Annotated in this window: 17 protein-coding genes, 1 tRNA gene and 1 pseudogene; 7 read left to right on the top strand and 12 right to left on the bottom strand. The window is 38.0% G+C overall.

The window, feature by feature from the left end; translation table 11 throughout:
* The first annotated feature begins 364 nt into the window (after nt 1-364).
* Nucleotides 365-883 (top strand): annotated as a pseudogene (locus tag J678_RS19830) (SgcJ/EcaC family oxidoreductase).
* Nucleotides 884-962: 79 nt separating this feature from the next.
* Here the strand turns inward: J678_RS19830 and J678_RS19825 are convergent.
* Nucleotides 963-1,052 (bottom strand) — tRNA-Ser (locus tag J678_RS19825).
* A gap of 89 nt (nt 1,053-1,141) precedes the next feature.
* Nucleotides 1,142-1,636: a transcription elongation factor GreB gene (gene greB / locus J678_RS19820; RefSeq protein WP_002048569.1), complete on the bottom strand. Its 495-nt coding sequence runs from the start codon at nt 1,634-1,636 to the stop codon at nt 1,142-1,144.
* Nucleotides 1,637-2,008: 372 nt separating this feature from the next.
* Between greB and J678_RS19815 the strand changes: the two genes are divergently transcribed.
* Nucleotides 2,009-3,121, top strand: coding sequence for a transglycosylase SLT domain-containing protein (locus J678_RS19815; RefSeq protein ID WP_004707379.1), 1,113 nt, complete (start codon nt 2,009-2,011; stop codon nt 3,119-3,121).
* A 91-nt stretch (nt 3,122-3,212) separates the two neighbouring features.
* Here the strand turns inward: J678_RS19815 and J678_RS19810 are convergent, their stop codons facing one another.
* Together J678_RS19810 and ttcA are read right to left on the bottom strand one after the other, a co-directional pair.
* Nucleotides 3,213-3,596, bottom strand: coding sequence for an SCP2 sterol-binding domain-containing protein (locus J678_RS19810; protein WP_001110719.1), 384 nt, complete (start codon nt 3,594-3,596; stop codon nt 3,213-3,215).
* Nucleotides 3,597-3,804: 208 nt separating this feature from the next.
* Nucleotides 3,805-4,710, bottom strand: a complete 906-nt coding sequence (gene ttcA, locus J678_RS19805) for a tRNA 2-thiocytidine(32) synthetase TtcA (protein ID WP_002048552.1) — start codon at nt 4,708-4,710, stop codon at nt 3,805-3,807.
* Nucleotides 4,711-5,214: 504 nt separating this feature from the next.
* Here ttcA and J678_RS19800 point away from each other — a divergent pair.
* A complete protein-coding gene (locus tag J678_RS19800; protein ID WP_002048562.1) occupies nt 5,215-6,081 on the top strand; it encodes a lytic transglycosylase domain-containing protein in 867 nt (288 codons plus the stop codon).
* A gap of 257 nt (nt 6,082-6,338) precedes the next feature.
* Nucleotides 6,339-7,244 (top strand): protease HtpX, encoded by a 906-nt coding sequence (gene htpX / locus J678_RS19795; RefSeq protein WP_002048489.1) that lies wholly within the window; start codon nt 6,339-6,341, stop codon nt 7,242-7,244.
* Between the two features lie 39 nt (nt 7,245-7,283).
* Here the strand turns inward: htpX and J678_RS19790 are convergent, their stop codons facing one another.
* Both J678_RS19790 and J678_RS19785 read right to left on the bottom strand, forming a co-directional pair.
* Nucleotides 7,284-7,862 (bottom strand): DUF4112 domain-containing protein, encoded by a 579-nt coding sequence (locus tag J678_RS19790; protein WP_017394275.1) that lies wholly within the window; start codon nt 7,860-7,862, stop codon nt 7,284-7,286.
* A 72-nt stretch (nt 7,863-7,934) separates the two neighbouring features.
* Nucleotides 7,935-11,030 carry a multidrug efflux RND transporter permease subunit gene (locus J678_RS19785; RefSeq protein WP_032027461.1) on the bottom strand — a complete coding sequence of 1,032 codons (3,096 nt, stop codon included), beginning with the start codon at nt 11,028-11,030 and terminating at the stop codon, nt 7,935-7,937.
* 264 nt (nt 11,031-11,294) lie between these two features.
* Between J678_RS19785 and J678_RS19780 the strand changes: the two genes are divergently transcribed.
* Nucleotides 11,295-12,434 carry a glycerophosphodiester phosphodiesterase gene (locus J678_RS19780; RefSeq protein WP_017394276.1) on the top strand — a complete coding sequence of 380 codons (1,140 nt, stop codon included), beginning with the start codon at nt 11,295-11,297 and terminating at the stop codon, nt 12,432-12,434.
* Nucleotides 12,435-12,478: 44 nt separating this feature from the next.
* Here J678_RS19780 and J678_RS19775 read toward each other — a convergent pair whose 3' ends face one another.
* Nucleotides 12,479-13,441, bottom strand: coding sequence for an MBL fold metallo-hydrolase (locus J678_RS19775; RefSeq protein ID WP_004707372.1), 963 nt, complete (start codon nt 13,439-13,441; stop codon nt 12,479-12,481).
* Between the two features lie 107 nt (nt 13,442-13,548).
* Here J678_RS19775 and J678_RS19770 point away from each other — a divergent pair, with 107 nt between their 5' ends.
* The gene (locus tag J678_RS19770; protein WP_004699662.1) at nt 13,549-13,923 is read left to right on the top strand and encodes a diacylglycerol kinase; all 375 of its coding nucleotides are present in this window, start codon (nt 13,549-13,551) and stop codon (nt 13,921-13,923) included.
* A 172-nt stretch (nt 13,924-14,095) separates the two neighbouring features.
* Here the strand turns inward: J678_RS19770 and groL are convergent, their stop codons facing one another.
* From groL to J678_RS19750, 4 genes are all read right to left on the bottom strand, one after another.
* The gene (gene groL / locus J678_RS19765; RefSeq protein ID WP_002048605.1) at nt 14,096-15,730 is read right to left on the bottom strand and encodes a chaperonin GroEL; all 1,635 of its coding nucleotides are present in this window, start codon (nt 15,728-15,730) and stop codon (nt 14,096-14,098) included.
* Nucleotides 15,731-15,788: 58 nt separating this feature from the next.
* Complete coding sequence (locus J678_RS19760; protein WP_000065579.1) at nt 15,789-16,079, bottom strand: co-chaperone GroES; 291 nt, start codon at nt 16,077-16,079, stop codon at nt 15,789-15,791.
* 185 nt (nt 16,080-16,264) lie between these two features.
* Nucleotides 16,265-17,023 carry a metallophosphoesterase family protein gene (locus tag J678_RS19755; RefSeq protein ID WP_017394277.1) on the bottom strand — a complete coding sequence of 253 codons (759 nt, stop codon included), beginning with the start codon at nt 17,021-17,023 and terminating at the stop codon, nt 16,265-16,267.
* Complete coding sequence (locus tag J678_RS19750) at nt 17,004-17,942, bottom strand: diacylglycerol/lipid kinase family protein (RefSeq protein WP_017394278.1); 939 nt, start codon at nt 17,940-17,942, stop codon at nt 17,004-17,006. Before J678_RS19750 ends, J678_RS19755 begins: the two co-directional genes overlap by 20 nt.
* 391 nt (nt 17,943-18,333) lie before the next feature.
* On the opposite strand from J678_RS19750, the gene J678_RS19745 reads away from it, so the two are divergent.
* Nucleotides 18,334-20,166: a phosphoenolpyruvate carboxykinase (GTP) gene (locus J678_RS19745; RefSeq protein ID WP_004707365.1), complete on the top strand. Its 1,833-nt coding sequence runs from the start codon at nt 18,334-18,336 to the stop codon at nt 20,164-20,166.
* Nucleotides 20,167-20,207: 41 nt separating this feature from the next.
* On the opposite strand, the gene glpD is transcribed toward J678_RS19745, so the two are convergent.
* Nucleotides 20,208-21,725 (bottom strand): glycerol-3-phosphate dehydrogenase, encoded by a 1,518-nt coding sequence (gene glpD, locus J678_RS19740; RefSeq protein WP_017394279.1) that lies wholly within the window; start codon nt 21,723-21,725, stop codon nt 20,208-20,210.
* Nucleotides 21,726-21,785 lie beyond the last annotated feature (60 nt).

Genomic DNA, 21,785 nt, shown 5'->3' with positions numbered 1-21,785 from the left:
CCAAGTAAAAACCTATAATTCACAAGATTTATATAACTCTAATTTTAATAAAACTAATAAATGCTATCCGATATACAAATTCTCCATATTTTAAACTTAATTGATTCATTGTGAACATTTAAAAAGTCCTAAAATGGAAAATTCTATTTAAATTTTTAGAGGGTATTTAATTATTAACAATATATTAAAGTCATTATGAGTCATTTCTATTTATCTTATATTTTTATCTGTATTTTTCTAAAAAACTTTTGCGATCGCTTAACTCAAGCTTACATATGTTTAATATCATTTAGTTATGAGGGAACACTCCCTATTTTGCGCTGCAAGTATTGTTTGTTTATATAGAATCTCAAACATATGAAGAATGAGAGCTGCTGTTACGTTTAAGCAGGTCGAAGTCCCTTCATTTATAATACATTGAAAATAGACTTAAAACTTAAATAGTAGGGATCATATGAGTCAACACATAATAAACCCAGAAGATATTCCCCTAGCATTTCAAGCCGCTTGGAATAATCATGATATGAAGGCCTTTGCAGCGCTTTTTCATCAAGATGCGACTTTTGTTAATCGTTTCGGTCATTACGTTAAAGGCATTAATGAAATTATTGCTCTTCACCAGCCTATTCATGAAACCATTTATAGCGATTCAACACTAGAGAATGAGCTCATAGACGTCACCTCTTTAACTAATGATATCTGTATTTCACATTTTTGGAGTCGTCTAACCGCAGGCTTAGCTCATCCTCAGGGTCCCCATCAAATTGATACCCTTCTTCTCACCGTCCTTGTTAAGCAAAATAACTCTTGGTGTATTCAGGCGCTAGAAAATGTGACTTTAACGAACCCACGCACAGGAGAGATCATACTTAGAAATTTATGAAACAGAGTAATATAATTTTTTAAGTAATTTATAGATATAAAAAAAAGCCCTTGTCATTAACAAGGGCTTTTAAGAATTTTGGCGGAAGCGGTGAGATTCGAACTCACGGAGGACTCACACCCTCGTCGGTTTTCAAGACCGGTGCATTAAACCGCTCTGCCACGCTTCCAACGAGCGCTATAATATAAACAAAAATGCAAGTTGGCAAATCTTTTATTTAATTTTTAATTCAAACGCTCAAAATAAAAACAAATCTATTTAAATTTCATCATTTTTAGGCTTTTCATAACGAATTGCATTGATATACCAAAGCTTTTTACCTAAAGGAGTGTGCACTTCAACCTCATCATCGACTTGTTTACTCAAGAGTGCACGTGCCATTGGCGACTCAATCGAGATATGTTGAGGATGATGATCATAAATTTCATCAATCCCTACGATACGTAAAGTTTTTTGTTCACCTTCTTCATTTTCAATTTCGACCCAAGCGCCAAAGTAAACTTTGCCTTCTTGCTCGGGAGCATAATCGACAATTTTTAACTCTTCTAAACGTTTTCCTAAATAACGTACCCGTCGATCAATTTTTCTAAGCAGCTGCTTATTGTACTGATAATCGGCATTTTCACTGCGGTCGCCAAGGCTTGCCGCCCAATTCACTTTCTTTGTGATTTCTGGTCGTTCTTCATGCCAAAGTTGTTTTAATTCAGCAACTAATTTGTCATGTCCTGACCGAGTGATTAAGTTAGATTTCATGATAAAAAACCACTGATGAACAACATACTGCTTACAAGATGTAGCATTTTATACCCTATTTACTCATATCAGAAGTGTATAAATTTTCTTCCTTAATAAATTCATGTTGTTATGTTGATATATCGAATATTTAATTGTTCAAAATTTGACAATCTTTTTTTTGAAGATTATGATGCGCGCATCTTAAATGTTGAGTATTTTTTAACCCAACCAAAAACTTTGTAGATTTTCTACATAGTTTATTTTTTTCATTTCATGTCATTTTGAATGACGTCATGACTGCCCACCCCTTATTGAATTTATCAACTTTTAAAAGTTATGGCAGCTTTTTGTCTGGCTTTTAGGGCATAAATTATCTGTAGCGGAGACAACATGCACAGTAATTCAAGTTCTGGGTCGAGGCTTGGCCTTAGCTCTTTATTTTCTTCTCTCCCATTGAAAGTTCTTGCACTCAGCACTATGTTTTTTCCCTTTCATAGTATTAATGCAGGAAAAACCCTACAGTACAATACTGTAGTTAACACCAACACATTAACCGTAGTTGCTGTAGAAAGCCCAACTACTGTTTTTAAAGAAGATCAATTTTTACATGGCTTCGGTTATGACTTGGCTCGTAACTATGCACAAAGCTTAAATGTAAAGTTGGACTTCAAAATCGTGGCAGATAACGCCACCGCACTCAAGTGGGTCCAGCAAGGTAAAGCAAATCTTGCCATGACGACCGCGAGCTTAAGCTCAATCGAGAACAAAGGTTTAATGTCTTTTTCTGCAAGTTGTGGTGACATCGTAAATTTGCAAAAAAATGGATTAAATCCCGATTTAAGCTGGGTGTTTAAACAAGCAGATGATCCTCTTACACAAACAGCTAGTGGTTTTGTTTGTCAAAGCAAGCAAAATGGTCTGACTCAACAACTGGCTTCATTTTACAACCGTAACGTTGTAAAACCTGAGTCTTGGTCGACGATTCAACGTGATATAAGTACACGTCTACCTATTTACAAAGCCAGCTTTAAACAAAGCGCGGCCAAGTATGATTTAGATTGGCATTTGCTTGCAGCAATGAGCTATCAAGAATCGTATCTTAAGCCAGAGTCTGTTTCACCAACAGGCGTACGCGGGTTAATGATGTTAACCAACAGTACAGCTCGGGCAATGGGTGTAAGTAACCGTAGCGATCCAGCGCAAAGCATTCAGGGCGGTGCGAAATATTATGATCTCATGCTAAGTGAGTATGGTGATATTCCCTACCCAGATCGTAACTGGTATGCCCTTGTGGCCTACAATATGGGTCCGGGAGCAGTCAACCAGATCCAGAAGCGCTTACAAACCCAAGGAAAAGACCCAAACCAATGGGTTAATCTCTATGACTATTTACAACGCAATCAAATGCGAAATGGTCGATACAAACAAGCGGTACAGTACGTGACTCGTATCCGTGCTTATCTTGAGCATATTAAAACGGCTCAAACACGAATCAATATCTAGTTTTATTGTTTTAAAAGTTGATAAATTCATTGTTTGTATCAATAAAAAGCTTACCTCTTGGGGTAAGCTTTTTATATGAATTCTTTTAGAATTAAGCTGTTTGTTCTAATACTTTCTTGAACAAATCTTTTTGTTCTTGGCTTGGTTTAGCTGTTTGTAAAGCCATTAACTGAGACATGTCGCCTTGAACTTTAATTTTACCAGTCATGAATGCTTGCATAGCTGCAGCCATATCAAACTCTAGGAATACTTTACGTAAAGTTTCAGCATCCATGTTTAAAGTTGTTTTGGCATTTGAAGACAAACCTTTTTGGATTTTACCCCCATCTAACGCTAATTCGGTATTTCCAGAAGCATCTGTAACTACTAAATTAATTGCCAAATTCGCAAGAGCTGGTGGCAAATTAAGATCACCTGCTTCAGCAGTTAATTTTTCGACAGTCGCAAACCAATCATCAGTTAAAAATGCAGGCATGATTCTTCCTCAAATTTATTTGTTCAATTTCTCTAGTTAGTTGCCTATCCAGACAACATCATATGAAGCACTTCTGCTTGTGCGTTGTTATAGCATGTAATTTTAAGGTTGGGCTATGACTTTTTGTACGGAACATTCATTTTTTAGTATTTTGATACATTAAAGGCACTTGTTTATAAAGTGCCTTTAATTGACTTACTTAATTGTTTTATTCAGCAGCAAAACTTAAGTTCACAACATCTAAACGTTTTTTAAGTTCTTCAGGGTCTTTAAAGTCGATCTCGCGCTGAGAATCTAGCGCTTCGAAATCAAACAAATCACGGTCTGCTAACTGAGACGGAGACACGTTTTGTAACGCACCAAAAATACTGTGTAAACGTTTCGGATATTGTTTATCCCACTCACGCAACATTTCATTAAGCATGGCACGTTGTAAGTTCTCTTGTGAACCACAAAGGTTACACGGGATAATTGGGAACTTACGTAATTCTGCATATTTGATAATGTCTTTTTCTTCAACATAAGCTAAAGGACGAATCAAAATATTTTTCTTATCCGAAGACAAAAGCTTAGGTGGCATTGCTTTTAAGCTACCGCCATGGAATAAGTTCAAGAAGAAAGTTGCAATGATGTCATCACGGTGATGGCCTAACGCAACTTTAGTGGCACCAATTTCTTGAGCAAAGCCATAAAGCGAACCACGGCGCAAACGTGAACACACTGCACAGTATGTTTTACCTTCAGGCGTTAAACGCTTGGTAATGGTATAAGTGTCTTTTTCCAAAATGTAATATGGAATGTTATTTTCTTCCATATAGCGTGGTAACACATCTTCTGGAAAGCCCGGCTGTTTTTGGTCAAGGTTAACCGCAACAATATCAAAGTTGATTGGTGCAATACGTTTGAACTGCAACAAAATGTCGAGCAAGGTATAACTGTCTTTACCACCAGACACACACACCATGACCTTGTCACCATCTTCAATCATGTTGAAGTCACGGATGGCATGTCCAACTTGACGGCGAAGCTTCTTAAGCAAACGATAATAGGCCGAGCTTGTTGGAAGTTCAGGCTTAAAATTAAATCCTTCGTTGGACTCAACTGGCGCGTACATAGACGAGATATACCCATAAATAAAAATACCGCGCAATTTTATATGATTCGAACGGGAATCGCATCAAAAGAATAGTTTCAATTCTTGAAGTCGTCATAATGCTCAGGCATGATGCAAAAGCAGTGCTCCATTTTGACCGATGAGTTCATTTTTTGCGCAAAATGCTTACTTTTTGGACTTTTCCACAGTTTTCCACAAAACCTGTGGATAAAATTGTGGATTTCTTAATACTTGACAAACTGTTTTCACCTTCTGTTAAGGGTTTTATTTAAATTGATCATTTTTTAACCAATGATTTTTGCCTTTAATTTTCAAATAGTTAGACAAGTCAATAGAATCATTTTAAAAATTTTTTTTAATTTTTTTTGATGATCATTCGAACAAAACAGCTTGATTTTTTAAAAGAGCAAAAATAAAAAAAATTACACAAAACTTCTTTCTGTAATATTTTTTGATAAACTCTTTGACTAGTTACGAATACCTTAAAATTGTGAATAACATAAAATGAAAAATTCGGTTCAATATCTTTTTTCGTGTTTACTGGGGATGACCACTTTTTCGGTAGGTATAACACCGACTTTAGCGGGTCAAATGTACATTTACCAAGACAAAAATGGCAGCACTTTACTTACTAACCGTAAAAGCTATGACCATTCACTCAAGAAAGTAAAGGTGACTTACTACCCCGATAGTAATATTCATAGTTATACAAACTGGGGCGCTTCAGAAGCTTCTGTTCTACCAAGCTATAGCAAAAATAAAAATGCTTTTGACCATATTATTAAACAGGCAGCACAACAGCATGGTGTATCCGAAGGTCTAATTAAGGCAGTCATGCATACCGAATCTGGTTTTAATGTGAATGCTCACTCTCCTGTGGGTGCGCAAGGTTTAATGCAACTCATGCCAGCTACTGCTCGCCGTTTTAACGTATCTAATGCTTATGATCCTCAGCAAAATATCTTTGCTGGTGCTAAATATCTAAGTTGGTTGCTCAAACGATTTAACGGCAATACGCAAATGGCTCTTGCGGCTTATAATGCAGGTGAAGGGAACGTGGATAAATACGGCGGCATTCCGCCATTCCGTGAAACCCAAGATTATGTACGACGAGTCACAAGTCGATATCAAAACTTATATTCTTCTGGTGTAAGCCTTTCATCTTTTAGTAATTCAAATATTTCTACCCAGACTGTAAATCAGCCAGAGTTGACCCAAACCACCACAACTCAACAAGTATCGGCTAAACCTGTTAAATATTCTTCTGCACGCCAAATCGTGACATTGTCTGATGGCACCTATACAGATGCACCAACAGGGACTTATGTCACCAATAATGCAACGGCAATTGCCCATATCAGAATTGAGTAAAATTAAAAACCGCATACTTTGCAGCTCATACTTTAATAAGGCCCATCGTCTAAAAATTGTAATGATCTATTACCCCGACCCTAGTATTTAGACGGGCCTTATAAATAACTTGTTTAATTTGAATACATTCGTATACCGGAAAGAATGTATCGATTCCTTATTTTTTCCTTGAATTTTTCCCCCAAGCGCCGCATATTAGCTGAGTGATTTATAATTTATAAATCAGATAATATTTTATTTATAAGAGGATTTTCTCAATGATGCGGATTGGTTTGTTTTTGCTTACCAACCTCGCGGTACTGGTTGTAGCTGGCATTATTTTGTCACTCTTCGGTGTCGGTAGTTACCATGGCGCGGGTGGCTTAAATCTAGGCAACCTTTTAGTCATCTGTTTTGTGTTTGGTATGGTGGGCTCTTTAGTCTCTCTATTTATGTCCAAATGGATGGCTAAGAAAACTACTGGTACAGAACTGATTGACCCAAATGCTCCTCGTAACCAAGCTGAAAGCTGGTTATTGCAAACAGTCGCTGAACTTTCTCAACGTGCTGGTATTAATATGCCAGAAGTTGGTATCTTCCCTTCATATCAGTCTAATGCTTTCGCAACAGGCTGGAATAAAAATGATGCGTTAGTTGCCGTTTCAAGCGGTCTACTTGAGCGTATGAACAAAGATGAGCTACGTGCCGTGCTTGCGCACGAGATTGGTCACGTTGCAAATGGTGACATGGTTACCTTGGCACTCATCCAAGGTGTTGTAAACGCCTTTGTTATGTTCTTTGCTCGTGTAGTAGGTGATTTTATCGACCGTAATGTTTTTGGTCGTCAAGACAATGAAGCACCTGGTATGGGTTACTTCCTCATTACGATGGTTTTAGATATCGTGTTCGGTATTCTAGCTTCTGCTATTGTAATGTGGTTCTCTCGTTACCGTGAATACCGTGCAGATGAAGCTGGTGCACGTTTAGCTGGTAAACAAGCAATGATTTCTGCTTTATTACGTTTGCAAGCTGAAACAGAGTTACCAGACCAAATGCCAAAAGAAATGAAAGCGTTCGCGATTGCGGAAGGTAAAGAACAAGGTTTCAGCTTAGCTGCTTTGTTCCAAACTCACCCAACGATTGAACAGCGTGTCGCAGCTCTACATCAGTTAGATTGCCCATAACACAGTAAATAAAAAAGCCTCCAGTTGGAGGCTTTTTTATTAGGCTGAATGATGGACCAGTCCCCAAAGAAAACTAATCCCCCACCATATTGCTAAACCAATCAGAACAAGCACCAATACCCCTAATAAATCCGGTATATGTAGCCATAGCCAACTCACAACAGGATTACGCCAGAAGGCTGAGTGTTGCTGTTTCTTTTCAAGCTTTTCATGTAAATACGGATGAATAACATGTATATCACTTTGAATCGCATATTCTTCACGAATATGGGTATGAACCACATCTAATGCTTTTCTACTAGGACGTATAAAAATATCGAAAATAGTTCCTGCAACTGGTACACACCCCACCACAGCATCGACTACAGCCAATTTTATGACGGGAGTAAGCTTGTGCTGTGGCACACCAATTTGCTTGGCTTTATATATGGCGTAGCAAGTCAGGACAAAACCCGCAACATCACCAGCAATTGGAATAGTACTTAAAGCAGCATCGGCACCAATACCCTGCTTTGTAAAAGGAATACGGACGGCGCTATCCATCATGGTTGCAAACTTGGCAAGGTCCCGTTCCAGTGCGATGACCTGCTGCTGTGTTAGTTTTTTTTCTTGAGGCATCTAAATCAAATATATGAAGAGAAGTTAAACTTAATATACTTGATTTAATGCCTGTTTTTAAATTGTTTGCTTTTAACTTGAAGCTTTCGATTTAAACAATGAACGTAATAACACATACATAACTGGAATAAAGAATAGAACCAGTACAGTACCAAACATTACGCCACCTAAAATACTAATACCAATTTCTTGGCGGCTCACCGCACCAGCGCCTTGTGCAAATACAAGTGGAATCACACCTGCACCAAAGGCTAAAGAAGTCATTAAAATCGGTCTTAAACGCAAGCTTGCGCCTTCTAAAGCGGCCTGAATAGCATTCTTTCCTTTCTCTTGGGCTAATGCAGCAAACTCAACAATTAAAATTGCGTTTTTACAAGACAATCCAATCGTGGTTAGAAGTGCAATTTGGAAATACACGTCATTTGGTAAACCAAAGATATAAGAGAAAATAACACTTCCTCCTACACCTAGCGGAATAGAAGTCATCACGGCAGCAGGAATACTTAAGCTCTCATACAAAGCAGCTAAACATAAGAAAATAAAACCTGCCGAAATCAGATATAACCATACCGCCTGATTGGTCGACTTCTGTTCTTCAAAAGACAGACCAGCCCAAGCCAAGCCAATATCTTTTTGCTGGTTGACGAGTTGTTCAACATCTTTCATAGCCTGACCAGAACTGCTACCACCGGCAACATCAGCCTGTAACTGTAAAGCACTATATCCCATATAGCGTTTTACAATTTCTGGTGCCCCACCCCAGCTAAAGTTAGCAAACGAACTAAAAGGCACCATTTCATTTTGATTATTACGCACAGACCAATTATATAAATCTTCAGGTTTAGATCTGAACTCGGCATCGCCTTGAATCATGACACGTTTAATACGTCCCCGATCAATAAAGTCGTTTACGTAAGTTCCGCCCCATGCACTCGACAAAGTGTTATTAATTGCAGATAGTTCCAAACCATTTGCCAAAGCCTGTTTCTGGTCAATTTTGATATTCAGATTTGCTTTACTATTGGTAGACTGCTTATCAAAGTTTTCAAAAGTTGAATAGTTTTTACTTTGAGCCTGTAACTGACGGAACATACCATCTAAGAAGTTTTGCCCTTGTCCATTTAAATCTTGAATCCAGAAATCCAAGCCATCAGTCTGCCCCAAACCATTTACCGAAGGAGGTAAGGTCACGTTAATTTGAGCATTACTAAAATTTCTGAAATATTTCATTGCACGCTTTTGTATAGCGTCAGCCGAGTCCTCTTTCGCCGTACGTACATCCCAAGGTTTTAAAGCAATAAAGCCTTGCGCTAAATTTTGTCCTGTCCCGGCATTATTTCGACCGTAACGAATTAAAACCAGATCAACATTTTTATCTTCTTTAGTGAGAAAGTATTGGCGCACTTGTTCACCAATTTTCTGACTTTCAGAAATTGGAGCACTGTCTACCAGCTTAATTTGCACACTTAAAATACCTTGGTCTTCTTTAGGAATAAAGCCGCTTTTTAAACCACTGTAGAAGAGCATAAAAACTGCAATCAGCGCCACAAAAATCACAATAACCGATTTACTGTAATGAATACTCGTCTGAACAAGCTTGATATATTTATTTTTAAGTTGATCAATTTTTTGGTTAAACCACACTGCCCAGCGCATAGGTTCAGGATTAGGTTTTAAAATTAATGCACACAATGCAGGCGTTAAAATGAGTGCAACCGTAAGCGATAATGCCATAGCGGCAACTAAAGTAATGGAAAACTGACGGTAAATCACGCCAATTGAACCACCTAAAAAAGACATTGGAATAAAAACAGCAGTTAAAACCAATGTAATGCCGACTAATGCACCGCTAATTTCACCCATTGACTCAATTGCAGCTTCTTTTGGAGTTAAGTGCTGTTCATGCATGAGCCGCTCAACGTTTTCAACTACCACAATCGCATCATCAACCAACAAACCAATGGCGAGTACCAGTGCAAATAACGTTAATGTGTTAATACTAAAACCAAGCACATATAAGACTGCAAAAGTTCCCAAAATCACAACCGGAACTGTAATACTCGGAATGAGTGTTGCACGCCAGCTTTGCAAAAACAGGAACATCACCAAAATTACCAAAATAATGGCTTCTACAAGCGTCTTTACAACTTCCTTAATCGACTCTTGAACAAACGGCGTATTATCTCGTGGATAAACGATTTTATAGCCTGCTGGTAATTTAGCGGCGAGCTGATCTAAGGTTTGATGGATGAGCTTAGAAGTTTGAATAGCATTTGCGCCCGAGGACAGAGATATACTTACACCCGCAGCAGGATAACCATTAATCGTGTTGAAAGACTGATAATTTTCTGCACCGAGCTCAACTCTTGCAATATCTTTTAAATAAACATAACTAGCCGTTTTATCTGACTTTACGACAATATTTTTAAAATCATCAACAGTCTTTAGTCGAGAACCTGCCGTCACTTTTGTATTTAGATATTGACCATCAATGACTGGTAAATCACCGATTGCACCTGCAGCAACTTGGGTATTTTGAGCAGTGATTGCATTAGCCACATCACTTGGCATTAAATTATATTGCTTTAACTTGTCTGGATTTAACCAGATACGCATCGCATATTGCGAACCGAACACATCCGTTTCACCCACCCCTTCAATACGGTTTAAGTTATCAACGACATGTGTAGTTAAATAGTCCGACAGCTCAATATTTCCGGTTTTACCAGTCGAGTCGTATAAACCAATTACCATAAAGGTATCGCCTAGTGACTTACTGACTGTCACCCCTTGACGTTGTACTTCATCGGGTAAACGGCGTATGACACCACTAATACTATTTTGGACTTGGACCTGAGCAGTATCGGGGTTGGTTCCATTATCGAAACTAATGGTAATTCGGCTACGTCCTGATGAATCACTTGATGAGCTAAAATAGAGTAAGTGATCAATCCCTTGTATTTGTTGTTCTAAAATTTGGGTAACACTTTGCTCAACCGTTTGTGCATCTGCTCCGCTATAACTTGCCGACACTGTAATTTTCGGAGGTGCAATATCGGGATACCGTTCTACGGGCAAGTGCATCACCGAAAAAATACCAAAAGCCATGACAATGATCGCCAATACATTGGCAAAAATGGGGCGCTGAATAAAAAATTTAGATAGCATGGCTGCTCGGTATGATGTCGTTAATTAACAGGAGTAAATGCCGCTTTGAGACCTTGTGATCATCAACGAGCGGTGTAAAAAAGACAAGTGGAATTAAAACAATAAATGTAATTAAGACAAAAACAAAGCGTGATTCACTATTTCCAACAAAGCAATAAAGAACCAGTTAAATAGTGTCACTTAAAATTCATGAATTCTTCATGATCACGTCAAACTAAATCCCAATACTTGAGTCGTTTCAACTAAAACAATATGAGTAGAATTATGTTTAGAAAAGCACTTTTATGCTTAAGTTTAATTAGCTTGGTCGGTTGCAATGACGATGATAAAACCGAAACAACCCCAACTACACCAGAATATCAACTTCCTAAAATTTTAGTGATTGGACACCGCGGCGCTAGCGCTTTACGTCCTGAACATACTTTGGCTTCATATCAAAAAGCGATTGATGATGGTGCTGACTTTATTGAACCTGATCTGGTTTCAACAAAAGACGGTGTATTGGTTACTCGTCATGAAAACGAAATTGGTGGTACTACCAATATCAGTACTCTTGCCCAATTTGCAGACCGTAAAACCACAAAAAATATTGATGGTGTCAATTTAACGGGTTGGTTTACGGAAGACCTCACCTTAAATGAATTACAACAAGTTAAAGCACGTGAACGTATTCCTGAGTTCAGACCAGCAAATACAGCTTATAACGACCTGTATTCAATTCCAACACTTGAACAAGTCATTGAACTTGCCGAAGCAAATTATAAAAAAACCGGAAAGATTATTGGCTTATATATTGAAACCAAACATCCAACTTATTTTAAAAACAAGAATTTGGCCATGGAAGACACACTTCTTAAAACTCTTGCCAAATATCAATATACACGTGATATTGCCCCTATCTATTTGCAATCGTTTGAAGTCAGCAATTTAAAGTATTTAAAAGATCAACTTGATCTACATAAAACACTTAAACATGCACAAATCATTCAGTTATATGATGCAAAAACCTCTCGACCAGCAGACTTTGTTGAATCTGGTGTGTCTAAAACATATGGTGATTTAGCTACAGCGCAAAGCTTAAAAGATGTTGCTAAGTATGCAAATGGTGTAGGCCCAAGCAAAAACTATATTCTCAATTTCAATAATGATGGTTCAGTACAAACTACTTCATTTATTAGCGATGCACATGCCGCTGGCTTAAAAGTACACCCATATACTTTCCGTCCAGAAAATAACTTTTTACCACAGCCTTTAAAATGTAGCGACAAACCTGCCGAGCGTTGCCCGACAGGTGCTCTAAAAGAGTTTGAAGCATATTTCAAAGCAGGTGTAGATGGCGTCTTTACAGATGACCCAGCACTCGGCCGTGAAGCAGTCAATAATTTTGAGAAAGCAACTAAATAGTTAAAGACTTAATAAAAAACAGGGCATTCAATGCCCTGTTTTTTTTACTTATCAACACTGTTATTAAAATATAGAGGAATCCATTGGTATTGCTCTGCATTTACTTTATACACATGGCCAATTCCTGGGAATGGCAAATGTGGAGCAGCTACCCATTGCTGTTTATTTGAGATTTCAGCAAACATTTTCAAACGAGTGTTAATTGCCTGCTCAGAATTTACATCAAAATCTACGCCGGTTTTTGGAGCATCAAACTGTAAAGAATGTGAGTGGACAATGTCTCCCACAAAGACAATTTGTTGATTTTTACTCTTTAAACGGAAACTGTGGTGACCCGGTGTATGCCCTTGTGTATTGATTACTTCAAAACCTTGAATGACATCGCCATCTTTAAAAGTCTTGAAAGCTTTTTTCGCTTGATACGGTGCAAGCGCAGCTTTTATATTTTTAACAGTGCCTAAATAATTTTCTTTTTTATCTGCGGGTACAGTTTTTTCAGAAGCTGGATTTAACCAATAGTCAGCTTCACGTTCATGTGCATAAATAGTTGCATTAGGAAATACAGCTTTTCCATTTTGAGCAATACCACAAACATGGTCTGGATGTAGATGGGTTAACAAAACCGTTTTCACGTTAGCAAGTTGATAGCCTGCCAATTCAAGATTTTTAGCAATTGAACCCAGCTGTGGGCCAAAACAACTTGAAGCACCACTATCAACAAGAGTTAAACTTTTACCGTCATCTACCAAGAATGCATTTACCGAAGTTTGAACCCCTTTCTCATTAACAGCGGCGTATTTTGTTAAAATTTTAGTCTTCTCAGCCTGACTCAAATTTTTAAATAACTTAGGGTCTAAATAAATAGTGCCATCCAGTAAAGAGGTGATGCGATAATTACCAAATTGATGCTTATAATATCCCGGTACTTGTTGAGCTGAGGCAGGCTCTGCATAGCTTACATGTAACCCACTCATGACAAGTCCTAATGCTACAAATAATTTTTTCATCTCTTCTTCTCTATCAAGTTATAAAGTCAAAATCTTTAAAAAAGATTTAATATTTTTTTTAAGGGCCGCGATATATAATGCATGAAAAGTGTTAAAAATATAAGTGAATGAATAGTTATTCTCCCTACAAAGGCAAAAGCGGACTAAAGCGCATCTTGAATGCGACAGGTTATTCAATTTCAGGATTTAAGGCGGCTTATAAAAATGAAGCCGCTTTCCGACAAATTGTTTTAATTAATGTTGTGCTTATCCCTACTAGCTTTTTTCTAGATGTAACTCGCGGTGAACATGCACTTATGGTGGTTGTGTGTTTATTTGCAATTATTGTAGAACTATTCAATTCTGCGATTGAAGCGGTAGTTGACCGTGTATCACTTGAAAAACACCAACTCTCTAAAAATGCTAAAGATATGGGAAGTGCTGCTCAATTTGTCGCGCTTTCAATTATTGCAGTGACATGGCTTATCATTTTATTAGGTTAAAAAAAAACCATGCTTATAAGAGGATAAGCATGGTGTAACAAAAAAGAGGAACTACAGCTACTGTTCCTGACTATAAGTTTAAGAATATCAACTTAACTTTTTCTTAATTTATATAAGAAATAAAAAAATCCCTGCAAATGCAGGGATTTTTTTATTTAGACGTTGATGTTTATCACATCATGCCGCCCATTCCACCCATACCGCCCATGTCTGGAGCAGCTGGTTTGTCTTCAGGAATGTCAGTAATCATACATTCTGTAGTCAACATTAAGCCAGCAACAGAAGCAGCGTGCTCAAGTGCAGAACGAGTTACTTTAGCTGGGTCAAGGATACCCATTTCTAACATATCGCCATATTCACCAGTTGCAGCGTTATAACCGAAGTTACCTTCACCTTTCTTAACTGCATTGATTACTACAGATGGCTCATCACCAGCGTTCGCAACGATTTGACGAAGTGGAGCTTCGATCGCACGACGTAAAATGTTGATACCTGCAGTTTGATCTTCGTTAGCACCTTTTAGGCCTTCAAGCGCATTTACGGCACGTACAAGCGCAACACCACCACCTGCAACAACACCTTCTTCAACTGCTGCACGAGTTGCGTGAAGAGCGTCGTCAACGCGGTCTTTCTTCTCTTTCATTTCAACTTCAGTTGCTGCACCGATTTTAATTACAGCAACCCCGCCTGCCAATTTAGCAACGCGTTCTTGTAATTTTTCACGGTCATACTCTGAAGTAGATTCTTCGATTTGAGCACGGATTTGTTGAACACGCTCAGCGATAGCAGCAGCATCACCAGCACCATCAACAATAACTGTATTTTCTTTAGAAACAGTGATTTTGTGCGCTGTACCTAAATCTTGAAGAGTCGCTTGTTCTAAAGACATACCAACTTCTTCAGAAATAACAGTTGCGCCAGTCAAGATCGCGATGTCTTGAAGCATTGCTTTACGGCGGTCACCGAAACCAGGAGCTTTAACAGCACATACTTTGATAATACCGCGCATGTTGTTTACAACAAGAGTTGCAAGCGCTTCACCTTCAACATCTTCAGCGATGATAAGAAGTGGTTTACCAGTTTTAGCAACTGCTTCTAAAACAGAAATCAATTCACGAATGTTGCTGATTTTTTTATCAACAAGAAGGATGAACGGATTTTCAAGTTCAGCAGTCAAAGTATCTTGCTTGTTAGCAAAGTATGGAGAGATATAACCACGGTCAAACTGCATACCTTCTACAACGTCTAATGCGTCTTCAAAGCCAGAGCCTTCTTCTACAGTGATTACGCCTTCTTTACCTACTTTTTCCATCGCTTGAGCGATAAGTTTACCAACAGTAGTATCAGAGTTAGCAGAGATAGAACCAACTTGTTCAATTGCTTTGAAATCATCAGCTGGCTTAGCAATAGAACGGATATTTTCAACTACAGTTTTTACTGCAATGTCGATACCGCGTTTTAAATCCATTGGGTTCATACCAGCAGTTACTGATTTGATACCTTCGTTTAAAATTGCTTGAGCAAGTACAGTTGCAGTTGTCGTACCGTCACCTGCGATGTCGTTAGTCTTGCTTGAAACTTCACGTACAAGTTGAGCACCCATGTTTTCAAACTTGTCTTTTAATGAAATTTCTTTAGCAACAGTTACACCGTCTTTAGTGATGTGCGGCGCACCGAAAGAACGGTCGATTACAACGTTACGGCCTTTAGGACCTAAAGTCACTTTAACCGCATCTGCAAGTACGTTTACCCCTGCAATCATTTTTGAGCGAGCTGAATCACCAAATTTTACGTCTTTAGCTGACATATTAAACTCCGAATCTTTTTAAATACTGAATCTGATAATGAATTGAGTTATGGATCGATTAGCCTTCTAATACAGCTAAGATGTCTGACTCTTTCATGATTAAGAGTTCTTCACCGTTTACTTTAACTGTTGTACCTGCATAAGTACCAAATAACACCTTGTCACCAACTTTAACATCCAAAGCACGTACGCCGTTATCAGTGATTTGACCATTACCTACTGCAATTACTTCACCTTGAGATGGCTTTTCAGCAGCAGAACCTGGCAATAAAATACCGCCAGCAGTTTTGGTTTCTTCTTCTACGCGACGAATCACAACGCGATCATGTAATGGACGAATGTTGCTCATAATTAACTCCATCAGACTTAGTCTTTTTGATTAATCGTTATTGCTTTAATCCAGAGCAATAACAAAATATTTAGATGTCACTTTTGTGGGGATGAAAAAAATGGCTTCAAGGGGAAATAAGAAAAATTTTTCTGTTTTTTGAATATTTTTTAAACAATCAAATATTTAATCTCATCTAAACCAAATCAATCTGTAGTGAATTCAGCCTGCTGTTCACTAAACCAATAATGCTGAATCTTTCCTGTATTTGAAACCATATTAAAGCTATTTGGATTATGATGATATAAACGAGTAGAAGTTGCTGTACCCGCATGAATATCATAAATAGGATGATCTATTTCCAGATGGTAAATTTGAGTTAAATCATATATAGCCGTTTTATGGAGATGACCATGCAGCATTCCGAATAATCCAGTTGTACTCCACTTCTCTAAGGCGATTTTTCCTAAAACCGGACAATCCTTTATTCCATGCTTATTATCGGGTGGTGTATAAAAAGGTTGATGGAAAACTACTAGCTTTAATTTATCTTTAGGCCCTTTTTGTAAACGCTCATAAGTATCTTGAATTTGTTCAATCGAAATATGACCACGTGTATGGTAACGACGGCGTATGCTATTTACACCAACAATATAAAAATGTTCAGTTTCTAAAGTTGGCTCTAGTTCACCAAAAAAATATCGATAACGAGTAAATGGAGAAAAAAAACGATTCCAGACATGATACAAAGGAATGTCGTGGTTACCTGGCACCACTAAATAAGGAATATTGAGACTATCTAAATATTGCCGACATTTAAAAAATTGTTCGTATTTGGCACGTTGAGTAATATCACCACTTACAACAATTACTTCAGGCTGTTGCTGAATACAGAAGTGCCTAATTGCCTCTAAACACTCTTGTTTTTCCGTTCCAAAGTGTAAATCAGACAGATGTAATAACATTCGGCACCATTATATTTAAAGCATTTTTTTCTACAGTGAACTTTAAAGGTGGTTTCATCTCTATGATTTCACCATCTAAAGCAACTGTAAGTTTCGATTTTTTTGCACATTCGACTACAACATGATCTGCACAAAAACTATATACATCTTGAGCATCTTCAACTTTACCTTGAATCCACTGCCAAAGCATATTCAGTAAACTCAGCTTATCACTTTTTGTAATTACAACTCCAGCAACTCGTCCCTGTGCTGCACATTCTGCAATTCTAAGTTTCATATCACATAGTTGTAATTGATTATTCCCAAAGAAAATAAGAGGTGCTTTAACAGGATATTTTTTACCATCTACTGTTATAGATAGCTTCATTGACTTATTTTCTCTTAACAAAACATCTAAAGCTGATGTATAGGCATGTAAAGGAAGCCTTCCTAAATATTTATTGTAGAGTTCGCGCTTTTTGATAAAGAGTGGATATAGACCTAAACTAGCATTATTTAAATAAATATGATCATTGATTACTGCTATATGTACTGACCGAGGAATGCCTGTAGCAATCACTTCTGCTGCTTCTAAAAGATCTAGCGGAATATCTAAAACTTTAGCGACATAGTTAAAAGTACCTAAAGGCAAGATTCCCATTGGAATAGAAGTATTCTTAAGTTTAGATGCAACAGCATTTAATGTGCCATCCCCACCAGCTGCAACAACCACCCCTATATTTTCGTTTTGTGAATGCCGATGAATAACATTATTCATCAGATCATCAAACAATGTATTTTCATTTAATTCAAATACTTGTATTTCAAAACCATGTTCAGTAAATACAGTCATCAGTTGCTCATAAACATCTTCATGTTTTGAAGCGTGAAATCCTGATTTTTCGTTATAGATGATCGAAAGAGGTTTCAAGGGCCGCATTTTATTATCGTAAAGTAAGATGTTTATTCTATTTTGTATATAAAATCACCTATTAAAAGTCTCTTTATGTAAATTTTGAATGATCTTCATTTGTTTAATCAATAATAATTCTCAAAAAAAATTTAAGAGCTAATTTATTGATTTTAAATAAAATAACTTAAGTAAATAACACACATACAACATAAAAATATAAAAGTAAAAACTATATAAAACATCATAAGCAAATGATTTTCATATAAAAACAATCGGAATTCCAAATATCTAATTGTTAGTCTTTAGTCTTATTTTTTTTATGATTTTATGCTTTAATACAGCCACTTTTTTATTTGATCTTTCATTGTACCCCAATGAATAGACTTGTACGTTGTACATATTTTGAATAGGCCTCACCATGACCACAGTGAACGCACCAGAATTCGTTCGTCATCCTAAGCTTATAGCATGGGTTGAAGAAATTGCAAACTTAACCAAACCAGCAAAAATCGAATGGTGTGACGGAAGCGAAGAAGAGTATCAACGTCTAATCGACTTGATGATCGCTAACGGCACCATGCAGAAATTAAACCAAGAAAAACATCCTGGTTCTTATCTTGCAAATTCTGACCCATCTGACGTTGCGCGTGTTGAAGATCGTACTTACATCTGCTCTCAAAATAAAGAAGATGCTGGTGCGACAAACAACTGGGAAGATCCAGCTGTTATGCGTGAAAAATTAAATGGTTTATTTGAAGGTTCAATGAAAGGCCGTACGATGTACGTTGTTCCTTTCTCTATGGGTCCTTTAGGTAGCCATATTGCTCATATCGGTATCGAGTTAACTGATTCTCCTTATGTTGCTGTTAGCATGCGCAAAATGGCACGTATGGGTAAAGCTGTTTATGATGTATTAGGTACAGACGGCGAATTTGTTCCTTGTGTACACACCGTAGGTGCTCCACTTGCTGAAGGTCAAAAAGACGTTGCATGGCCTTGTAACCCAGAGAAATATATCGTTCATTACCCAGAAACTCGTGAAATCTGGTCTTTCGGTTCTGGTTACGGCGGTAACGCATTACTTGGTAAAAAATGTTTAGCTCTTCGTATCGCTTCTGTCATGGGACGCGAACAAGGTTGGTTAGCTGAACACATGCTTATTCTTGGTGTGACTAACCCTCAAGGTGAAAAACACTACATCGCTGCTGCATTCCCATCTGCTTGTGGTAAGACAAACTTTGCAATGTTAATTCCACCAGCAGGTTATGAAGGTTGGAAAATCGAAACTGTAGGTGACGATATTGCTTGGATCAAACCAGGTGAAGACGGTCGTTTATATGCGATTAACCCTGAAGCTGGTTTCTTCGGTGTAGCACCTGGTACAAATACCAAAACTAACCCGAACTGTATGGCAACACTTCATAAAGATGTTATCTATACAAACGTAGCAGTAACTGAAGATGGTCAAGTATGGTGGGAAGGTCTTTCTAAAGAAGTTCCATCAAACTTAACGAACTGGAAAGGTCAACCTCACGTAAACGGCGAAAAAGCAGCACATCCAAATGCGCGTTTCACTGTTGCAGCTGGTCAATGTCCATCTATCGATGCTGACTGGGAAAACCCAGCAGGTGTTCCAATTTCTGCATTCATCTTCGGTGGTCGTCGTGCAGATACAGTTCCTTTAGTTTCTGAAGCTTTCGACTGGGTTGACGGTGTTTATAAAGCGGCAACTATGGGTTCTGAAACTACTGCTGCTGCTGTTGGTCAACAAGGTATCGTTCGTCGTGACCCATTCGCGATGCTTCCATTTGCTGGCTACAACATGGCTGACTACTTTGACCACTGGTTAAGCCTTGGTGCAAAAGTAAGCGAGAAAGCTGAAGCTTCTGGCAACAAATTACCGAAAATCTTCAACGTAAACTGGTTCCGTCGTGATGCTGAAGGCAACTTCGTATGGCCTGGTTTCGGTCAAAACATGCGTGTTCTTGAGTGGATCATTGACCGCTGTGAAGGCCGTGCAAACGCTGTTGAAACACCAATCGGTTTTGTTCCAACATATGAAGACTTGAACTGGAAAGGTACTGAGTTCAGTAAAGAACAATTTGACCTTATCACTACTCAAGATAAAGACCAGTGGGTTACTGAAATTGAAAGCCACACTGAGTTATTCAACAAACTTGGCGAGCGCTTACCAAAAGCATTAAAAGAACGTCAAGCAGCATTACTTGAAGCTGTAAAAACTGGCTTCTAATTGCTAAATATAAAAAAGGCCGCTTCATGCGGCCTTTTTTATTATGCGGCATCATCTTTTAATCGACGTTCAGACAAGTAAGCTTCTAACACTTTCACCTGTTTCTCATTAAACGCCAAACCTAATTTAGATCTTCGCCAGAGTATGTCTTCTGCAGTATTTGCCCACTCATATTCACATAAATATTTAACTTCACATTCAAATAAATCATGACCAAAATTTTGCCCCAATTGTTCTATACTATTTTGTTCATGAAGCATGTTCCCAACTCTTGTGCCATATGCATGTGCCCAACGTTTGGCAAGGGATTCTGAAACTCCATTTACACTTAATTGAATCTGGTTGATTAAATCATCTAATGTAATCCAGTTCTCAGCACCCGGTAATGGTTCATTGGCAGTCCACTCCTCTGCCATTTCACTAAAGAACGCAGACAAATGTTCTAAAGCGGCCTCAGCCAGTTTCCGATAAGTCGTAATCTTGCCACCAAATACCGATAACAATGGTGCCGTTTTATCTTCCGTCTGTAGTGCCAAAGTATAGTCGCGTGTAATTGCCGAAGGGTTATCAGACTCATCATCACATAAAGCACGTACACCTGAGTACTGACTTACAATATCTGCTCGCGTTAACTGCTTTTTAAAATGTGAATTGGTCACTGTCAAAAGGTAATCTATTTCTACATCGGTAATCTCTACCTTTTGTGGATCACCTGTGTATTCCTGATCTGTTGTACCAATGAGGGTATATTTTTCTAAATAAGGAATTGCAAAAACGATGCGTCGGTCTTCGTTTTGCATAATAAAAGCCTTATGACAGTCATATAGCTTTGGCACAACAATATGGCTTCCTTGGATCAATCGGACTTGATAAGGAGATCTTAAATTTAGATTTTCACTAATAATTTCTTCAACCCAAGGTCCCGCCGCATTTACAATAGCTTTCGCACGTATCTGATAAAACTCAGCTCCGCTTTGTAACTCCAGATGCCACAATTCCTGTTGTCTATAAGCCTTAACACAACGTGTACGTGTAACGACTTTTGCCCCTTTCTCTTTAGCTTGTAGTGCATTTAACACCACAAGACGCGCATCATCTACAGTACAGTCAGAATATTCAAAACCACGTGTTATCGCTGGTTTTAAAGGGCTGTCTTCTTTGAAATAAATGAGATTTGATCCTAATAATTTTTCTCGTTTTCCCAAATGATCATAAAAAAATAGACCTGCTCGAATTAGCCATGCAGGGCGTAAATGGGGTCGATGAGGCATGATAAAACGCATTGGTTTAATAATATGTGGCGCTTTAGCTAGCAATACTTCACGCTCTGCTAATGCTTCTCTGACCAGCCTGAATTCTTTATGTTCTAAATAACGTAGGCCGCCATGAATTAATTTGCTGCTAGCAGATGAGGTATGGCTGGCTAAATCATCTTTTTCACATAAAAATACCGATAATCCGCGCCCTGCTGCATCATTGGCAATACCAACACCATTAATACCGCCACCAATTACAGCAATATCATATATTTTTGAATAATCATTAGGTTGTACTTTCATTTCTCATGTTCTTTTTATTGTTGATCTTATAAAAATTAAAACATCAAATTGATGAAACAA

The sequence above is a fragment of the Acinetobacter sp. 1424608 genome (genome assembly GCF_000588255.1).
GTDB lineage: Bacteria > Pseudomonadota > Gammaproteobacteria > Pseudomonadales > Moraxellaceae > Acinetobacter > Acinetobacter nosocomialis.
Note: the sequence above shows the minus strand (reverse complement) of the source record. Positions and strands in the feature narration are given on the sequence as shown.

Coding starts and splice junctions, on each gene's coding strand:
- greB (WP_002048569.1), bottom strand. CDS start 1,636: ATGAAATCTAACTTAATCACTCGGTCAGGACATGACAAATTAGTTGCT.
- J678_RS19815 (WP_004707379.1), top strand. CDS start 2,009: ATGCACAGTAATTCAAGTTCTGGGTCGAGGCTTGGCCTTAGCTCTTTA.
- J678_RS19810 (WP_001110719.1), bottom strand. CDS start 3,596: ATGCCTGCATTTTTAACTGATGATTGGTTTGCGACTGTCGAAAAATTA.
- ttcA (WP_002048552.1), bottom strand. CDS start 4,710: ATGTACGCGCCAGTTGAGTCCAACGAAGGATTTAATTTTAAGCCTGAA.
- J678_RS19800 (WP_002048562.1), top strand. CDS start 5,215: ATGAAAAATTCGGTTCAATATCTTTTTTCGTGTTTACTGGGGATGACC.
- htpX (WP_002048489.1), top strand. CDS start 6,339: ATGATGCGGATTGGTTTGTTTTTGCTTACCAACCTCGCGGTACTGGTT.
- J678_RS19790 (WP_017394275.1), bottom strand. CDS start 7,862: ATGCCTCAAGAAAAAAAACTAACACAGCAGCAGGTCATCGCACTGGAA.
- J678_RS19785 (WP_032027461.1), bottom strand. CDS start 11,030: ATGCTATCTAAATTTTTTATTCAGCGCCCCATTTTTGCCAATGTATTG.
- J678_RS19780 (WP_017394276.1), top strand. CDS start 11,295: ATGTTTAGAAAAGCACTTTTATGCTTAAGTTTAATTAGCTTGGTCGGT.
- J678_RS19775 (WP_004707372.1), bottom strand. CDS start 13,441: ATGAAAAAATTATTTGTAGCATTAGGACTTGTCATGAGTGGGTTACAT.
- J678_RS19770 (WP_004699662.1), top strand. CDS start 13,549: ATGAATAGTTATTCTCCCTACAAAGGCAAAAGCGGACTAAAGCGCATC.
- groL (WP_002048605.1), bottom strand. CDS start 15,730: ATGTCAGCTAAAGACGTAAAATTTGGTGATTCAGCTCGCTCAAAAATG.
- J678_RS19760 (WP_000065579.1), bottom strand. CDS start 16,079: ATGAGCAACATTCGTCCATTACATGATCGCGTTGTGATTCGTCGCGTA.
- J678_RS19755 (WP_017394277.1), bottom strand. CDS start 17,023: ATGTTATTACATCTGTCTGATTTACACTTTGGAACGGAAAAACAAGAG.
- J678_RS19750 (WP_017394278.1), bottom strand. CDS start 17,942: ATGCGGCCCTTGAAACCTCTTTCGATCATCTATAACGAAAAATCAGGA.
- J678_RS19745 (WP_004707365.1), top strand. CDS start 18,334: ATGACCACAGTGAACGCACCAGAATTCGTTCGTCATCCTAAGCTTATA.
- glpD (WP_017394279.1), bottom strand. CDS start 21,725: ATGAAAGTACAACCTAATGATTATTCAAAAATATATGATATTGCTGTA.